Source organism: Nicoliella sp. ESL1113, from assembly GCF_058509245.1.
Window position 1 is genome coordinate 1,515,961 of the sequence record NZ_CP196387.1, and the last position, 17,305, is coordinate 1,533,265.

A 17,305-nucleotide genomic window follows, 5' to 3' on the forward strand; every position below is an offset into this window, starting at 1 on the left:
AAGACATCATAATCAAAACTGATTATGATGTCTTTTTAATTAGAAGCATTTGCGTAACGTTTGCGTTTTGAACGGTTCGGAATATCACCAACGTATTGGACTACGTTTAGCTTCCGAATCGAAGTTACTTTAATTTTACCTGGGTAACTTAAGTCATTTTCAATTTTAGATTGAACTTTTCTAGTCATATTAGCCATATCAGAATCACTTAACTTCTTAGGATCAACGATAATTCTAATTTCTCGTCCAGCTTGAATAGCATAACTTTCTTTAACACCAGATTGCGTATTTGCAATTTTTTCAAGGTTCTTAAGCCTAGTAACATATTCTTCAACTGATTCACTTCGTGCCCCAGGACGAGCTCCTGAGATAGCATCAGCGGTTGAAATGATGGTTGCAATTAAACTAATTGGCTCAACATCACCATGGTGAGCAGCAATTGCGTTTACAATAATTGGATCCTCGTGATAGGTCTCAGCAAGTTTGACCCCTAATTCAACGTGAGTGCCCTCAACTTCATGGTCGATTGATTTTCCAATATCGTGTAACATCCCAGCACGACGAGCTAACTGTGAATTCAACCCCAACTCACTAGCAATGACCCCCGCAATTTGGGCAACTTCAATTGAATGGTAAAGAACATTTTGGCCATAACTGGTCCGAAATTTTAAGCGCCCAATAATCTTCATTAAATCAGGATTCATAGTCCCTAAATGCAGCGAAAGCACCACATCTTCACCAGTTTCACGTAGTTCATCATTTACATCATGAGTCGCATTGCTAACCTGAGTTTCAATATTATTATTGTTAATTTGACGTGAAACGATCAGTGAATTCAGTGTCCGACGAACTACCTCGCGTCGAATTGGATCATGGGTAACAATATGAAGCATCAAATAATCATCTGGATCAAACATTAGATGCGTCCCAGTCAATGATTCAATTAAACGAAGGTGTTGTTCATCATGACTTAACAGGCGATTTTTAATTTCTGCAGTTGGAACGTTAACACTTCGTTCAATGTGACTTCGTGGTACATCTTCAGGACCCCTTTGAATCGCCTCAATAATAATATTATCTGCTATTCGATTTGCGTAGGTTTCAGTGGATTCACGTAGGTATTTGACCTCAATATCACTTTCCCGTTTCAATTCATGAGCAGTGTTATCAAGAACGATTCGTTTAACGGTCTCATCATCAAGCTGACTGCTTTGATTTAAAATTAAGTGCCGCTTAGTAACCAACTGATCAGCAGCAGCTTGGGTTTTTTTAACATTTTGCTTGCTTTGTGAGTTCAGCGTTTTCATCTCATTAAACCGTTTTTCATCATCATCAATCCGATTACTAAGCTGCTTCAGATATTCATCATGTTGCCGAATCCGAACTTCCCTAGTCTGATTATCAGCCCTTTGAGTGTTCAGGTCCTCTAAAATGGTCTGTTCATAATCAGCAGTTTGGGCTTGATTTTTCTTAATGATCCGTTGCTTTTTGTTTTCAATATGGGTTCGCTTCGCTTGTAAATAATCACTTGCCTGTTTTTTTGCTTCAGCTAACTTTTTGTCTGTTTGCTTATTACTGGCAATGATACCGCACATTCCCCCCACAACTAGCATTAATAATCCTACTAATGGGTACAACAAATATCCCCTCCCTTCTACTTTAAAATCCTATATAATATGATAACATATTTATTTTGTGATGGAATCCAATAATTGGTAAAGGACAGCCTTGTTTTGCGGCGCCACTTCAAAGCTACCAATTTGTTCAGGCGTTTGTTGAACTTGGTTGGGAGCGTCAGTATCGGCAATAAAATCATGGTCAAAATCAATTAATGAACTAACGATATCTGGTTTCATTTCAAAATGGAACTGAAGCCCGATGATGTTATCTCCCAACATGAAACCTTGATTTTGATCGATTTGATTAGCAAATAATCTTTTGGCATCGGGAGGCAATGTAAATTGTTGGCCATGCCAATGCAAAACGGTCAACTCTTCTGGTAACTCCAGTGGGCTTTGGCTATCTGAATGAACGGGGAACCAACCAATTTCAGGTACGATCGTGTTATCAATCATCCCACCAAAAGCAAGCGCGATTTGTTGAGCTCCCAAACAAACCCCAAAGATCGGCTTATGGGCGTCATGAGCACGATGAATTAAATCTCGTTCATCAGCAAGCCATGAATCACTATCTTCAGCACTGTTGCCACCACCCATAATGACTAGTAGATCAAATTGGTCGACCCGAAAACGATTCACAAGTGCTCCCATATCGGGGCGGATCGTAAACACATCGTAGTTATTGTCTTCGGCCCAATCCTGAATTAATCCAGGCCCTTCTACCTCATTATGTTGTAAAACTAACATTTTCATTTTAATAACCCTCTTTAAATTTAAGTTCATACATTATAATTATAACTAAAATTTGCTATTAGGTCGATTACTTGGCCCGTTCTAGTATTCAGAAATCACTTTTGGCTGTATAATACAGCTAAGGAGTGATCTTATGTTATCTATTTTCGGACAAAGACTACGGGCCTTAAGACGGGGACATAATTTGACCCAGAGCCAATTAGCCGCCGCTTTAAACAAACAGTTTGAGTCTAAGCCCCATCCCAATACGGAAGCACAATTGGGCAAATGGGAACTAGGCCTTCGTTCACCTTCGATTCCAGAACTAATCAAATTAGCGACCTTTTTTAACGTCAGCATTGATTTTTTAGTTGGAAGAAACGACGATAATATCAAAGATATCGCCCGTTCATTAATTAGTGCAGACGACTTACAATTCGATGAAAACCCACTTTCCAGAAACGATAAGCGCGAGATTTTTGAATTAATTCGTGCATACATGATTGGTCAACAAAATCATAACGATAAAAAGCAAGCTAATAACCGCCAAGAAGAATTAAACCTTGACTTTGGTCCTGAAACAGAAGAATAAGGAGGGTTCACCCATTAACCGTAAAAAATTAATCAAAAAGCTGAAAAAAAACAACCAAGTTACCCATCGGCCTAGTTATATTGAACAATTAAAACAATATGCTGACCTATTCAGCGATTTTGGTGAAATTAAATTTTTAATCAATAATGTGTTAATTAGTGATCAGCTATTGAGTGCTGGCAATCTACCGCAGGATATGCCTAATTTATTACTGCCAGATAATATCCAAGATACCATTTTTCAAACCGTTAATAAACAATTTCCAGCCGACAGTGATGAGGGCGATCAATTATGGAATCAATATTCAGATGCGCTTCCTAAACTAGATAAACAATTACGTTCTTATCGTGATTACCTCGAAGAACAGTACGGGATGTGGGCTTATATTTCAGCTCCATTCACAAAGGCAATTTCTGAATACGTTGGCAATGAAACGGTGTTGGAAGTAATGGCTGGCAACGGTTATATTTCAAAGGGGCTCAGGAATAATAATACAAACGTAATTGCAACCGATAGTTTAGAATGGGTCAATGAGAACGAAACTGGTAAGCATCCAGTGACTAATGTCGAAAAACTAGATGCACTAACGGCTTTTCATAAGTATGAATCGACCGTTGATACCATTATCATGTGTTGGTCACCAGACGGGGTTCCAGTTGACTGGGAGCTGTTACAAGCAATTCGTAAAGCTGAACGTAAAATTAAGTTAATCGTAATTGGTGAAAAAAACGGTGCTACCAACTCAAAGCAATTCTGGCAAAATGCTGAATTTACTGATCAGAAGGCAGCCAAAGAACTTAATTTACACCACCAACCATTTGATTTGATTCATGATCAGTTATACATTGTAAAATAAAAGACCCTGTCTAAGACGGGGTCTTTTTATTAAATTAATTTGTCTGCTCGGCATCTGTATCGATTGCCTCATCATTAGAATTAATTTTGTCAATTTGAAGTTGGGCCCATTGGGTCACCTTATTTAACATTTCAGATTGATCAGCGATAAATTCATTAGCAGAAGCTAGTTCATCAATTCTAAGCTTAGAGCGATTAACTTCTGGTGATTCAACAATCATGTAAACGTTAATGGGTTGCACCCCATCTCCTGACATAATCTTACTGATTGCTTTTACATAGTTGAAAGGCAAATTGATAATTCCCGTTTCCAACTTAAAAATAATATCAGAATCATCTACAATTAAACGTGCTTGAGCAATTTGATCGCTTTGAATTTGTTCAGTAATAAATTTAAGCATTGGTGCAAAAACAGAAGCTAAATCATTTTCCAATGCAGATTTTTTAATTGTAAAATTAGTAGCAGCAAATTGTTCGTTAGTCACCTGATCGATAAATTTTTGAACATCCATTTCCATTTTTATTTTCACCGTTTCCTATTTATTTTTTCGTTTTAACCTAGCAGCAACTCGTTTTTGAGAATTTTTAAACACCATTTGAAACCACACAACACTAATCAAGATGCCTAAAATTCCAAACAAGAGGTTAATAATTCTAATCCAGATGTTAATAGAACCATCAGTAATTAAAGTAACCGATGTAATAAAACTAAGCGTGTAAAAAATCATTATTAATCCTAAAATATGATAAGCAAATTGAATTTTCAAGTAAGCTAGTCCAATTGGCAATAAGTATAACACACACGCAATCAGGACCGTTTTAATTAGTGCGTCTCCGCTAAGTAACGAAGACCCCACCCACATCACTACATTAATTAAAATATACACAAATAGTGAGCATATGGCTCCGATATTCAACTCTTTATTTTGCATTTTCCCCATCCATTCTGAATCATTATCTAGTATAACAATGCCACAATCCATTAACATAAACAACTATTATTACTAATTTTTATTAGTCGGGAGGACTTCGAATGAGTTGGCAATACCATTTAACCGCAAGGAGAACTTGCACAGTTCGTGAATTATTAAGTCAACAACTGTTAATTCCCAAACACCTTATTTTTAAACTAAGACGGGCCCAGCGGGTTTTGGTTAATGACCGTTATCTGCCAATGAATTTTACAGTTGAAGATGGCGACCAAGTGGACTTAACCTTTGAGCCCACTGACTTTCAACCCGTTCAAATTCCGATTGCCGATTCATCGACCGGCGTAGAACCAATTTATGAAACCGACGATCTAATCGTTATCAACAAACAGCGTGGTGATAAAACGCATCCGAATCAACCTGGCGAAACAGGGGCCACCATTAATCATGTGGCAGCCTACTTAGCTGATAAACAACAACGACCATATATCATTCACCGACTCGATCAACAAACATCTGGGGCAATCATCTTTGGTAAAAATCCGGTCGTTGTCCCAATTTTGACCCGTTTAATTAGTGAGAAACAAATCAAACGCACATACCTAGCTTGGGTTACAGGAACAATGAACACCATGGCTGGAACCATTGAAATGCCAATTGGATTGGATCCAAATGATCAAAGAAAGCGCATGGTCAACGGTCAAAACGCCGTTTCAGCTATCACCCACTATCAAGTAATTCAGCAGCGAACGAACCAAACATTGCTGGAAGTCCACCTAGCAACTGGCCGCACCCACCAAATTCGGGTCCATTTAGCAGCAATTGGGCACCCATTGATTGGTGATCCATTATATAATCCCACAAGCAATGGCCCGCTTCAACTCCATTCATATCGGTTAGATTTAATTCAACCATTTGAAATGCAACATCATTTAATTGAAGCCCCGATACCAGATGATTTCATTATGTAAAAAAAGTTCCGAACCCATTCAGGTTCGGAACTTTTTTGCTTGTCAGCAATTAATGTTTAAGATTAATTACTTCTTTAAAGGCTTCCATTTCCAGTCGTTAACTTCTGGTAAATCAGTACCTTCATCACGGATGTAAGCATTGTGCTTAGCAACCATGTCTTCCATCCGACGAACGAATGATTGACCCTTAACGGCGTATTCTGGAACGTCGTTAACAACTTCCTTAGCAAGGTCGTAACGGTCAAGTTGGTTAAGAACACGCATGTCAAATGGAGTAGTAATATCACCATTTTCACGGTAACCGTGAACGTGAACGTTGTGGTTGTGACGATCGAAGAAGATACCCTTGATCATGTCTTCGAAGCCGTGGAATGCGAATACCACTGGCTTGTCAGTAGTGAACAATTGATCGAACTTAGCATCGCTCAAACCACGAGGGTCGTTTTCAGGAGTACGAAGTCTTAATAAATCAACAACGTTGATGAAACGAATCTTCATTTCTGGGAATTCATCGTTTAATAATGAAATTGCAGCTAAAGCTTCCCAAGTAGGTTCAGTACCAGCAGCAGCGATAACTACGTCAGGTTCTTCACCTTGGTCAGTAGATGCCCAGTCGATGTAACCTAAACCATCCTTAACAAGGTTGGTAGCTTCTTCGATTGAGAACCATTGTGGACGTGGGTGCTTTGAAGTAACGATTAAGTTAATCTTTTCGTAACTTCTGAATGCAACGTCACCAACAGCTAATAAAGTATTAGCATCGGCTGGCAAGTATTCACGAATGAATTCAGGCTTCTTTTCAGCCAAGTGAGTAAGCATACCTGGATCTTGGTGAGTGTAACCATTGTGATCTTGTTGGAATACAGTGGAAGTATCAACAAAGTTCAATGATGGGTAGTGCTTACGCCAAGTTTGTTCAGCAGCCTTACGTAACCACTTGAAGTGTTGAGTTAACATTGAGTCAACAACACGACCGAATGATTCGTAAGTAGCAAAGAATCCATGACGACCAGTTAGAACGTAACCTTCTAACCAACCTTCAGCTTGGTGTTCTGATAATTGTGAGTCAATTAATTGACCATGGTTAGCCATGTAAGCATCGTTTGGTTCTTCAATTTCTTCCATCCATTGACGGTTAGTGTTTTCAAACACACCGTAAAGACGGTTTGACATTGATTCATCAGGACCAAATGCACGGAAGTTAGTTGGGTTAAGTTTAACAACTTCACCTAACCAGTTTGACCATACAACCATGTCTTGAGCAACTGGTTGACCGTGACCTTCAGCATTAACGTCAACGGCAAAGTCGCGGTAGTCAGGTAACTTCAATGGTTCTGGCTTGATCCCACCATTAGTGATAGGGTTCATAGCCATTCTTTGGTCACCCTTAGGTGCCATGTCGATAACTTCTTGCTTGATAGTACCATCATCGTTTAAGAAGTCTTCTGGCTTGTATGACTTCAACCAGTCAACAAGCATGTCAGCATGTTCCATCTTTTCAGCAGAGATGTCAAGTGGAACTTGGTGAGCACGGAATGAGTTTTCGATTGGTTCGCCTTCAAGGTTCTTCTTTGGACCAGTCCAACCCTTAGGAGTACGAACAACGATAACTGGCCATACAGGTTCCTTAACGTGGTCAGGAGTTTCGTTTTCACGAGCATGCTTTTGGATTGCTTGGATGTCTTCAATAGCAGCATCCAATACCTTAGCCATCTTTTCGTGGTAAGCCATATGATCGTCGAAGTCAGTACCATTTTCAACAAAGGTAGCCTTCCAGCCAAGACCCTTGAAGTAATCAGAAATTTCTTCGTCAGTCATACGGTTTAATAAAGTAGGGTTTGAAATCTTGAACCCATTTAAGTTAATGATTGGTAAAACGGCACCATCAGTGATTGGGTTGATGAACTTGCTTGAGAACCAACCAGCAGCTAATGGACCAGTTTCGAATTCACCATCACCGATTTCAGTAGCAGCGATAACGTCTGGGTTATCAAGGATTGCACCAACACCGTGTGAAAGTGAGTAACCAAGTTCCCCACCTTCGTGGATTGAACCTGGAGTTTCAGGAGCAGCATGTGAAGCAACCCCACCTGGGAATGAGAATTGCTTGAACAATTTAGCCATACCCTTTTCATCTTGTGAGATGTTAGGGTAGATTTCTGAGTAACTACCATCAAGGTATGAGTTGGAAACCATAACTTGGCCACCATGACCTGAACCTTCGATGTAGAACATGTTAAGGTTGTACTTCTTAATTGCACGGTTTAAATGTGCGTAAATGAAAGTTTGGGAAGTAATAGTACCCCAATGTCCGATTGGTTTAACTTTAACATCATCAGAAGTCAAAGGCTTCTTTAATAATGGATTGGCACGCAAGTAAAGTTGACCTACTGATAAGTAGTTAGCAGCACGCCAGTACTTGTCAACTTCTTCCAAATATTCTTTGGAATCGAAATTTTCTGCCATTTAATAACACTCCTTTAGTAAATTAAATACATAGATTAACGTCAACATAAAATTAACCAAATACGATTAATTTTATTTACAATCACTATGATAATAGATTTAAATTAAAAGTCAACCTTTTTGCAAATTGATACGCACCAATTTGAAAGTCGACTTTTAATCATTACGTATATTATGAATGAAAACGGTTAAATAGTCCAATCTTTTATGATAATTATTAACCTTTTCTTAACTGATTTGAACAAACGTATTATACTTCAGATATTGATAGTGTAATCGCATATTAGAAAATTCAAACGGGGTTCCATCATCAAGGAAAAAAATCCCTTCCATAACTCCAACGGGTTCATTTGGCTTTAGTCCCAATAGCTTTTGATCATCCTCAGTTGATGGCTCAGCCATAATTGACATAAACGACCTGGTCACCGTTTTACCGACCTCTGACTCCAAGTAGTTAAAAATCGATCCAGAGACAATCTGTTTTGTTAACTTCGGGGTAATACTAATCGGAATGTACCCCGTTTCGATCATAAACGGTTGGTTACCAAAAGAACGTAGGCGCTTAATTTCATAAACAAAATCATCTTCATCTAAAAATAAGTCTTGCTGTAAATCCTCACTAGCAGGCACCACCTTAAAATCCAGTAACTTGATCTGTGGGGATTCTCCCTGACTTTCCATACTATCTGTGATTCCAATATTAGAACCATCATAATGAAAAATTGTTTTTGCTTTCATAAAAAGGGGATTAACAAATGTTCCTGCGCCCCGCTTTTTGAAAATAATTCCCTGATCAGCCAGAAATGATAACGCACGTTTGATTGAGCTTCTACTAACTCCGTAAGATTCACTCAAAGAACGTTCATCTGGTAATCGATTGTTGGGAAATTCATTGCGGCTAATTCGCGTTTTTAAATCTTGCATCACTTTGTGATAAACTAAATCTGCCATTTCACTACTCCTCGAAAACGTCCAATTAATCATAATTGTATTCAGTATAACAGAATATTAAACGCTTTTTAAAAATGAAAATTCAATATGCTAGAATATATAAATAAAAAGGTGGTAATTAATGTGTCTAAAAAATCAAAATTAAAAAAAACGCTGGTTGAAAAAATTCTAGATAAGGCTAAGGTTAGCTATAAACAATTTGAATTTGCGACCCACATGCAAGGCGATGTTGCTCAACTTGACGTAAATCATGGTGATATTGATGAACATCGGGTTTACAAGACCCTTGTGTTGACTGGTAAGACGACCGGCCCTGTTGTCGGAGTCGTTCCGTTGGACAAGCATCTCAACGAAAAAGAACTCGCCCGTGTCTCTGGAAATAAAAAGGTCAACATGGTGCCATTAAAAGAACTTGAAAAAACCACTGGTTATGAACACGGTGCTAATACCCCAATCGGGATCTGGGAAAAATTCGAATACCCGATTTACATCGATTGTTCGGCGGAAAAACAGGGTAAAATCCTTGTTTCTTCAGGTAAAATTGGTAGATCTGTAGAATTAGAAGCAGTGGATTTAAAAAATCTCGTTCATGCAGAATTTGCTGATATCGCAACGGAAAATTAACATGACAGATATTATCCAGTTATTAATTAGCACAAACGCAATTGTGATGGTAGAAATATTAATATTTCCCATCATCATTATTTGTGCGTTAAGAAAAGTCAGTCATGGCTGCAAACAGCTAATTGCTAATCGCTATGGGGTGCGAGGACAAGTGCTTTTTGGTAGCTTAGGGATTTTTATCCACGAACTCAGTCACATGATAGTTGCAATTTTGTTTGGTCATAAAATCACAGGGGTTCGCTTAATCCACGTTCCCAGAGGAGCAGAAGATAATAAATTAGGATATGTTAACCACTCCTTCAACCCGAAAAGTGGTTACCAACGATTTGGTAACCTCATGATCGGCATTGCGCCCATTTTCGGCTGTACAGCAATCCTATTCATTGCAACTTGGTTATTAGAACCAGCGCTACTCAACAGCTTATCCACCCTGCCAAACTGGTCATTTCCAATCAGCATTCTTTCAATTTCATCTATCTGGAAGCTATTAGTTTTAATATTAGTTGCTAGTTCTATTGCAATTGGTGGATTCGACCTAAGTGCAGATGATTTAAGCAATATTAAATTTGGGTTATTCATCCTTTTGATCTTAATCATCGTGGTATCTAGTTTTGCCACCCTACTGGGCGTTGCCCCAATTTATCTAAATTGGATGCACACAACTAGCATGATTATCAACGGGGTCCTTTGCCTATCACTGATCGTTACGGTATTAAGCAACGGGTTGATTCGCCTTATTACGAACCATTAGTCCCCCCATTCGACCTTAAATTCAGTCAAGAATTCCTGCATTACTTTTTGACGAACTCGTGCCATTTCACGTGCTGTATCGGTATTTAAACTATTTTTGATATTCAATAGTTTTTCATAAAAATGATTTACGATCGTTGTAGGGTTTCGATATTCTTCAATCGTCATTTGAGAACGCGGTTTTAAGGATGGATCATACATCTTTTCACCCAAGTGACCCCCGTAGTAAAAGGCTCTAGCAATTCCGACCGCACCAATGGCATCCAATCGATCGGCATCTTGGACGATCTGCCCCTCAACGGTTAATTCATAATGATGTTCTAGGTTTTTACTAAATGACATGTGTTCAATGATATCTAAAATGGCATCAATTTTAGACCCAGAATAATGCCATTCTTGCAACTTAGACTTAACGATTGCAATCTAGTTTATCGTCAATTAAATCATGCATATAAGCAGCTGTTAGGGCAACGAGCGCATCTGCACGTGATTCGTTCACCAAGATCGATTGAACGTTGTTCACTACCCGTTCAACGTGGTCAAAGCTATGGCCAGTCCGATCGTTTCGCATCTGATTTTTAACATATGGCGCAACTTGATTAAAAGCAGTTTCCATTGTTTATTCATTCCTTCTCAATAATAAATATCAATAGTTTATCATAGTTTATTTTCTAAATTATACCAATTAGAAATTAAAAGCAATCCAGTTGGCAATTTGCCGCAAAATGGATTGCTTTTTTAATTATCATGATTTAAATTCACCGTTCGATGCTAATTGGTCCTAAATTTATCAAAGAGCATCCCCAACTGTGTTCGAACCCATTGCATTAGTAAAATCAGTGGATAAGCACTCACAACGATAATCAAAGCAAATACCCATAGTGGACTATTGAACACCGAAACTAGTGAGAAAAAGTTACCAACTACCATAAAAGTAAATAGGAAGATCAGACCAGTTGCAGCTGCCACCAGTGCCTTAAATTTATTAAGCGGTTGTGAGACCATCAGTAATGCGATCCAACAACAAACCCCAGTTGCTAATACACTTAGGGTTGAAGTTTGCGAATATGCCATCGGCCATTCTCGCGACGCAAATAAAATTGCTAACACGTAAAAGACAATGCTAATTGCCACTGGGCCTGCAATATCAATAATCTTCTTGGTAAATTGGTCGGTCACTCGTTGGTAATTAGGCTCCAACGCTAAGATGAACGAAGGTAACCCAATCATGAACGTAGAGATTGGGGTCAATTGAATCGGTAAGAATGGATAGTCATGAGTTGCAAAAATAAATAGCACCGTCAGAATCGTTGAATAAATCGTCTTGATCAAATAAAGCGAGGCCACACTTCCGATATTATTGATTACTCGACGGCCTTCTTTTAAGACATCGATCATTGAATCGAAATTCGAGTCGATCAAAACGAAGTTTGCAATACTCTTTGCGCTTTCACTTCCTGAAGCCATTACAATTCCACAGTCAGACTGTTTCAAGGCAGGCATGTCATTAACTCCATCTCCAGTCATGGCCACCGTATGCCCATCATTTTGATACCCCTTAATTAACTCGCGCTTTTGGTTGGGTGTCACCCGTCCAAAAACAGTGTATGTTTTAGTTAATTGTTGATAGTCAGGATCGGACCCCACCGTTGACATATCGATGTATCGATCGGCATTCTTAATTTTTACTCGTCTAGCAATGCTCGATACGGTAACGGGATCATCACCAGAAATCACTTTAATATCAACATCTTGCGATGCAAAAAATTTTAACGTTCGTTCAGCATTTGGTCTGATCACATCTGATATCAAGATCAAGCCAATTATTAACGGATTAACGGGGCGTTCATCTGCAAAGCGATCAGCTTTAGCAATCGCTAGCACCCGATTGCCCTGGGCCGCATATTTTTTCACAAGCGCTGCTTGGTCATCGGATAGGTGATCCACCACAAATTGAGGCGCTCCCACCATAAAACTACCATTGTTAAACGATGCACCACTCCACTTTCGAGCCGATGAGAACGGATGGACCTCAGTCGCCTGCCAACCAGGATTAGGCATCGCAGCTTTCAAGGCGGTCGCAGTTTCATTATCATCACCGATACTGTGGACAGCAGCACCAACCATTTCCTTTAAAGCGTTGGTTGAATAACCAGTAAACGGGACTAATTTTTCAAACGCTAATTGACCACTCGTGATGGTTCCGGTCTTATCAAGGCAAATCGTATCGACCCGTGCTAACGTTTCGATTACGGGGAGGTTACGAACCAATACCCGTTTGTGGGCTAATTTCATTGCAGAAACCGCAAGCGTCATTGATGATAACAAAACCAGTCCTTCCGGAATCATTCCAGTTGCGGCCGCCACCGTTCCTAAAATTGCGTTATTAACATCGCTGCCCCGTAAAATTTTGGAAGTAAAAAGGATAATCCCTAATGGGATGATGATAAACGTCAAGATCTTAATGATGCGATTAATCGCGTTCAACATCTTACCGTTAGAATCACCGTCATCTTTTGCTACCGCTGAAATTTGATTAACGAACGAAGCCTGCCCTACCTTAACAGCAACCATTTTAGCATTGCCACTAACGACCGAACTGGCCGAGGTGATTTCATCCCCTGGTTGTTTGGAAATCGAATCCGACTCACCAGTAATCTGGGATTCATCAACCTCTAAAGCGCTAGTGGTGAGGACGATTCCATCAACTGGCACCTGACTACCACGCGTTAATTCGATCACATCCCCGACCACAATTTGATTCGGGTCAATCGTCACGGTTTGTCCGTCCCGAATCACCGTTGTTTTATCACGCGATAACAAAGTCATCTTATCAATTTGGCGTTTCGAACGAATTTCTTGAAACGAACCAATTACCGTATTAATAACTGCAACCACCAGGAATAATAAGTTTTTATAACTCCCTGTGTAAATAACAAAAGCTGCTAAAACAACATTAATTAAATTAAATAACGTAAATGTGTTAATTTTAATTATCTGCCAGACGCTCTTCGTTAACGTCTTGGGCGAATGATTAATTTCATCAGCTTCAACCTTAGCCTTGACTTGATCTGCGGTTAATCCGCGATCAAAATCGACTTGATGCCAATCGATAGCCATAGATGACCACCCTTCCTAATAATAGTTCTAATACCTATTGTATAATACTTTAGTGCAGAGGTGAAAATGTTTGCTATCATAAAACCATTCGTCTTATTATATTCTTATTAAATAAGAGGAGGATTTTTTCTTCATGGATAATTCAATTATGGATACTTTTAAGTTACGTGATGGAAACGAAATTCCAATGGAGGGATTCGGAACATATAAAATCAACGAACAAGCTGAAATGGATGCCGCTATTAAAATGGCCTATGAAGTCGGTTATCGGCTTTTCGATACTGCTCAATTTTATGGCAATGAAGCCGTTTTAGGTCAGGCAATTAAAAACGTTGGTTTAAGTCGGAGTGACGTTTTTATTACGACTAAGATTCCAGAACCAAAGCAGGGGTATGATTCAACCCTTAAAGCCGTTGACGAATCACTACAAAGACTGCAAACTAACTACCTTGACTTAGTATTGATTCACTGGCCAATCCACTCTGAATTTTTCAATACCTGGCGGGCGTTAGAAGATGCTAAGGCCGCTGGTAAAATTAAATCAATTGGGGTTAGTAATTACCATCGTACCCATTTGGAATTCCTGAAGACACAAGCCCGTGAAATGCCCGTGGTGAACCAAATCGAACTCCATCCCTACCTCAGCCAACCCACGATGGTTGATTTCAACCACCAAGCTGGGATTTTAACCCAAGCATGGAGTCCGCTTGGCCGTGGGGCAGTCTTAAACGACCCCGTCATTGCTAAGATTGGTGCAGCTCATGATAAGTCAGTTGCCCAAGTAATCTTAAGATGGCATCTCCAACGGGGGGTGGCGGTTATCCCAAAGTCCAACAAACCCGAACGAGTAAAACAAAATGCTGATGTTTATGATTTCACCCTTTCAGATACCGAAATGAAATTAATTAACGAATTAAATAAGAACCAAAGAACCGGTGACGATCCAGAATTAGTATATGAATTAGAACACCAATACCATTAAAAAAACAGCTTAGTTAGCAAATCATTGCTAATTAAGCTGTTTTTCAATTAGTGCCCAGTAATTTGTTTTAACCACTTTTGGTGGGTTTTCAACATGCTAGGACGTAGGATCGTAAAAGCAATTGAGGAAAAAATAGCCAATATCATCAAGGATTGCAGTCCCTCTTGCATAAATGACTTCACTGCTTTTTCACTAATGCTGCTCGTAACAAATGCAGAGTTAAAATCCCACAATCCATGGATCAGCATCGGCACCAGCAATGATTCCGAACGAATGTACATTGCACATAAAAAACATCCTATGCCAATTGCGAAAATAATTTGGACCAACGTTGTCGGGATACTTTGGTGTAAAAGATTCAAGCCATGAAGGCCGCCGAACATTAAGCTTGAAACAACGACTGCGATGTAAACAGATCGATTCGTCAAGTTTTTAAGCGTACCTAATACCTGTGGGAAGATAATCCCCCGAAAAAGTGTTTCTTCTAAAAGCCCTACGGAACCCACCAATATGGCTATCAACAAATCCACTAAGATTGAATGATGCACCTGATTACTGAGCACCTCTGAAAACAGGGCTAATAAAATCAACAAGACTATAAAAATAAATGGGACTTTAAAGTCAAACCGACTAAACTTAAATGATAATCTTTGTTTAATTACCCAATGGTTAAAAGCCAAAATGATAATAATCCAAAGCCATTCATGGGCTAAAAGCATCATGATGTTAAAAGTATTCAATTCATAGCCAAAACGAACTGGCAACACTAGGTCGAATAAATATGACGATATTGGTAACAAGGCAATTGAAATTACCAGTAAAAGCCAGGTGACCGATTTGGAACGCATTTAAGAATCACCACTCCTAAAATAAAATTGATAAATACAAGAATATGCTTATTTAAAATCGTTTGCAATCATCAAAAAAATCCAGTAACCAATTTAGTTACTGAATCATTTTAATTAATGAATATAAATTGTGATAAAGGTGACTAAACCAAAGATAACTCCTGGAATATTCGAAATAATCAATGGCCAATCACGATAAGTTTTAGCCCATCCATAGTATACCCATAGCGAAGCATTAATTGTCGCAATTGCGTATTGAATTGGTGAGCCGGGTTGCCCGTTTAAGTTCGCAATGATTTGTGGAAAGTAAAAGATGTACATAAGTGAACAGGTAACGATTGCTACCTTACTTAAGTTCTTTAACCGCCGCACTTTTTGTTCGGAAACCTGTTTGCGCTTATCTTTTGGGACGTAGTTGTCTACTTTCAAGTAATAAATCCTCCCTCCGAGAAACAATTTGAAATATCTACATATAGTAAGTATACCATAATTGTTTAGCGGTCTGAAATTACTTCTTATTCGGTATGAACAGAGTCATCTGCCATTTCGCCATGGTCAATGAGATCCATTCCCTTGGTTTCTTCTTCCTTGGTTGCTCTCATTGGAGTTACAAAACTAAGAAGTTTAGCAATTACATAAGCAGCAATCGCTACAAAAACAATCGTGAACAACGTTGCGCCGATTTGAACTAATACTTGGTGCGCACCACCACCGTAAAATAGTCCATTATCAGCAATCGATGGGTTCGCTAACTTAGATGCAAATAATCCAGTTGCGATACTGCCGACCATCCCACTAATTCCATGACAACCAAAAGCATCGAGGGTATCATCCAATTGAATCTTAGGTTTAACGTAGGTAATGAACGTAAAACTGGCAATCGTTGCGATAATTCCGATCCAAAATGCTCCAGCAACGGTTACGTACCCAGTAGCGGGGGTAATTCCAACTAATCCACAGAGCGTTCCTGTACATACCCCCATCAAACTAGCTTTTTTGTTTACCCATACATCCAATAAGAACCAAGTCATCATCGATGCTGCAGTCGCAACGGTCGTTGTCACTGCGGCTTGCATTGCAACATCATTCATTGCTAATGCTGAACCAGCATTGAATCCATACCAACCGATCCAAAGCAATGTTGTTCCAATTAGAACTAGTGGAACACTGTAAGCTTGGAATGGTTTGCCATAGTTAAGACGCTTACCAATTAGCTTGGCTAATACAAAGGCAGTCACCCCAGCATTAATATGAATAACCGTTCCACCAGCAAAGTCTAAAGTCCCCATCTTAGCTAAGAATCCAGTTGAACTCCAAACCATATGTACCATTGGGTAGTAAACTACGATTGACCAAAAGAAGATAAATAGTAAGATAAATTTCAACTTGGTTCTGCCAACGATCGCACCAATAAATAATCCAGGAGTGATAATCGCAAACATCATTTGGAATAACATGTAAACTCCCGTTGGAATTTTACTTGGCTGCAGAGAATTTAAATCAATCCCACTCAAGAAGAAATGCTTAAAATCACCAATAAAAGCCCCGTTACCAACAAATGAAAATCCATAACCAAAAATCACCCACATTATAGCAATCATACCAGTCATGATGAAAACTAAGAACATAGTATTAACAACGTTCTTCTTGGAAACTAATCCACCATAGAAGAAAGCTAACCCAGGGGTCATTAATAACACTAGTATTGCAGAAATCAAAACAAAGACTGTACTTCCTAAACTCATCACAATCCACATCCTTTTAACTTTATGTTAGATATTATAACACTGATTTTTTTATTTACCAGTCCTTTTTTAATCAAATGTTTAAAAACTAGCCTTAAATGTTATTTCTTATGACATAAAA

General features: G+C 38.9%; 16 protein-coding genes and 1 pseudogene. 6 read left to right on the top strand and 11 right to left on the bottom strand.

Annotation, left to right across the window (positions count from 1 at the left end):
• Window positions 1–35: 35 nt before the first annotated feature.
• Together rny and ACSYTJ_RS06660 are read right to left on the bottom strand one after the other, a co-directional pair.
• Window positions 36–1,637: a ribonuclease Y gene (rny, locus tag ACSYTJ_RS06655; protein ID WP_491719810.1), complete on the bottom strand. Its 1,602-nt coding sequence runs from the start codon at window positions 1,635–1,637 to the stop codon at window positions 36–38.
• Window positions 1,638–1,688: 51 nt separating this feature from the next.
• Window positions 1,689–2,372, bottom strand: coding sequence for a type 1 glutamine amidotransferase (locus ACSYTJ_RS06660; protein WP_491719811.1), 684 nt, complete (start codon window positions 2,370–2,372; stop codon window positions 1,689–1,691).
• Between the two features lie 133 nt (window positions 2,373–2,505).
• Here ACSYTJ_RS06660 and ACSYTJ_RS06665 point away from each other — a divergent pair, with 133 nt between their 5' ends.
• Complete coding sequence (locus ACSYTJ_RS06665) at window positions 2,506–2,943, top strand: helix-turn-helix domain-containing protein (protein ID WP_491719812.1); 438 nt, start codon at window positions 2,506–2,508, stop codon at window positions 2,941–2,943.
• A complete protein-coding gene (locus tag ACSYTJ_RS06670) occupies window positions 2,921–3,799 on the top strand; it encodes an SAM-dependent methyltransferase (RefSeq protein WP_491716813.1) in 879 nt (292 codons plus the stop codon). The genes ACSYTJ_RS06665 and ACSYTJ_RS06670 overlap by 23 nt, the downstream gene beginning before the upstream one ends.
• 34 nt (window positions 3,800–3,833) lie before the next feature.
• Here the strand turns inward: ACSYTJ_RS06670 and ACSYTJ_RS06675 are convergent, their stop codons facing one another.
• Both ACSYTJ_RS06675 and ACSYTJ_RS06680 read right to left on the bottom strand, forming a co-directional pair.
• Entirely contained in the window at window positions 3,834–4,316 is a 483-nt protein-coding gene (locus ACSYTJ_RS06675; RefSeq protein ID WP_491719813.1) for a hypothetical protein, read from the bottom strand.
• A gap of 18 nt (window positions 4,317–4,334) precedes the next feature.
• A complete protein-coding gene (locus tag ACSYTJ_RS06680) occupies window positions 4,335–4,730 on the bottom strand; it encodes a hypothetical protein (RefSeq protein ID WP_491716815.1) in 396 nt (131 codons plus the stop codon).
• 101 nt (window positions 4,731–4,831) lie between these two features.
• On the opposite strand from ACSYTJ_RS06680, the gene ACSYTJ_RS06685 reads away from it, so the two are divergent.
• Window positions 4,832–5,698, top strand: coding sequence for an RluA family pseudouridine synthase (locus tag ACSYTJ_RS06685; protein WP_491719814.1), 867 nt, complete (start codon window positions 4,832–4,834; stop codon window positions 5,696–5,698).
• Between the two features lie 66 nt (window positions 5,699–5,764).
• Here ACSYTJ_RS06685 and ACSYTJ_RS06690 read toward each other — a convergent pair whose 3' ends face one another.
• Entirely contained in the window at window positions 5,765–8,164 is a 2,400-nt protein-coding gene (locus ACSYTJ_RS06690) for a phosphoketolase family protein (RefSeq protein WP_491716817.1), read from the bottom strand.
• Window positions 8,165–8,392: 228 nt separating this feature from the next.
• Entirely contained in the window at window positions 8,393–9,115 is a 723-nt protein-coding gene (locus ACSYTJ_RS06695) for a GntR family transcriptional regulator (RefSeq protein ID WP_491716818.1), read from the bottom strand.
• An 87-nt stretch (window positions 9,116–9,202) separates the two neighbouring features.
• Between ACSYTJ_RS06695 and ybaK the strand changes: the two genes are divergently transcribed.
• Together ybaK and ACSYTJ_RS06705 are read left to right on the top strand one after the other, a co-directional pair.
• Entirely contained in the window at window positions 9,203–9,739 is a 537-nt protein-coding gene (gene ybaK / locus ACSYTJ_RS06700; protein WP_491719815.1) for a Cys-tRNA(Pro) deacylase, read from the top strand.
• Window position 9,740: 1 nt separating this feature from the next.
• Window positions 9,741–10,490, top strand: a complete 750-nt coding sequence (locus ACSYTJ_RS06705; RefSeq protein ID WP_491719816.1) for a hypothetical protein — start codon at window positions 9,741–9,743, stop codon at window positions 10,488–10,490.
• Here the strand turns inward: ACSYTJ_RS06705 and ACSYTJ_RS06710 are convergent.
• Both ACSYTJ_RS06710 and ACSYTJ_RS06715 read right to left on the bottom strand, forming a co-directional pair.
• Window positions 10,487–11,105: pseudogene (locus tag ACSYTJ_RS06710) on the bottom strand (HD domain-containing protein). The gene ACSYTJ_RS06705 and the pseudogene ACSYTJ_RS06710 sit on opposite strands and share 4 nt — an antisense overlap.
• 155 nt (window positions 11,106–11,260) lie before the next feature.
• Window positions 11,261–13,609, bottom strand: a complete 2,349-nt coding sequence (locus ACSYTJ_RS06715; protein WP_491719817.1) for an HAD-IC family P-type ATPase — start codon at window positions 13,607–13,609, stop codon at window positions 11,261–11,263.
• Between the two features lie 133 nt (window positions 13,610–13,742).
• Between ACSYTJ_RS06715 and ACSYTJ_RS06720 the strand changes: the two genes are divergently transcribed.
• A complete protein-coding gene (locus tag ACSYTJ_RS06720) occupies window positions 13,743–14,591 on the top strand; it encodes an aldo/keto reductase (protein ID WP_491716823.1) in 849 nt (282 codons plus the stop codon).
• Between the two features lie 47 nt (window positions 14,592–14,638).
• On the opposite strand, the gene ACSYTJ_RS06725 is transcribed toward ACSYTJ_RS06720, so the two are convergent.
• From ACSYTJ_RS06725 to ACSYTJ_RS06735, 3 genes are all read right to left on the bottom strand, one after another.
• Window positions 14,639–15,439 (bottom strand): CPBP family intramembrane glutamic endopeptidase, encoded by an 801-nt coding sequence (locus ACSYTJ_RS06725; RefSeq protein WP_491719818.1) that lies wholly within the window; start codon window positions 15,437–15,439, stop codon window positions 14,639–14,641.
• A 114-nt stretch (window positions 15,440–15,553) separates the two neighbouring features.
• A complete protein-coding gene (locus ACSYTJ_RS06730) occupies window positions 15,554–15,868 on the bottom strand; it encodes a hypothetical protein (RefSeq protein ID WP_491716825.1) in 315 nt (104 codons plus the stop codon).
• Between the two features lie 86 nt (window positions 15,869–15,954).
• Window positions 15,955–17,184 carry an ammonium transporter gene (locus tag ACSYTJ_RS06735; RefSeq protein WP_491719819.1) on the bottom strand — a complete coding sequence of 410 codons (1,230 nt, stop codon included), beginning with the start codon at window positions 17,182–17,184 and terminating at the stop codon, window positions 15,955–15,957.
• Between the last annotated feature and the right edge of the window lie 121 nt (window positions 17,185–17,305).